At 66.5% G+C, this 803-nt stretch carries 1 protein-coding gene; it reads left to right on the forward strand.

Translation table 11 applies throughout. From position 1 onward, the window contains the following. The coding region (locus tag GPA25_RS23645; RefSeq protein WP_211163337.1) for a hypothetical protein at nucleotides 1–803 on the forward strand (803 nt) is incomplete at both ends.

Raw genomic sequence — 803 nt, forward strand, 5'->3', positions numbered from 1 at the left:
GCGTGGACCGCCTACACGGCCGCATTGGGCGAGCACGGGGCCTTCCTGACAACGCACATGGAACTGTATTACCGCTGGCGCGCGGCGCGGCTCGATACGCTCGAGACCACCGCCAGCTTCCGCGCCGCCGGCATCCAGGCGCAGCAGGACCTGCACGAGGCGAACCGGATGCTCGCGGGTGATCTCGAAGCATTGCGCGAGCGGCGCCAGGCCCGTCCCGCGCCCCCGCCTGAAAACCGACAGCCGCCGTTCACGCAGGCCGATCTCGCACGCATCAACAAGTGGCAATTCGACCGTGCCCAGTTCGGCACACCGCTGGATGACTGGGAGCAAGCGGCGCTCGCCGTTTTCGAGTGCCCGGCACCGCTGCCCGCCGAGGTCGAACGCTTCTTCGATGACTACGTGCACGACTCCTTCGCCGGCTTCTATATGGCGGGCGAAGTCACCGAATACGACAAGCGCGTGAAGGTCGCGCAGGTGATGGCGAGGAAGCCGGAAAGCCTCGAGGGCTTCGATCGCAAAATCCATGCGACGACTGCCAGAGCGCGCGCCGCGCAGGAAAAGAAGGCTGCCGGTGAAACCCTGACGGCGGAAGAGGACGCCCTGGTGCGCGAGGCCGAGTACGGCACCCCCTATCCGGTCATGAGCGACTCGGACACGGCCGACATGCGCTCGACGGTGATCCTGACGCAGACCGCGACCCGGCGGGAGGGCGGTGGCTACATCATCCGCCGCGGCTATTACCCGCACATCGGCTTCTTCTACCGCCGCAGCATCCACGAGAAGGAACTTGAACAGGCGCC

Source organism: Aromatoleum diolicum (genome assembly GCF_012910955.1).
GTDB lineage: Bacteria > Pseudomonadota > Gammaproteobacteria > Burkholderiales > Rhodocyclaceae > Aromatoleum > Aromatoleum diolicum.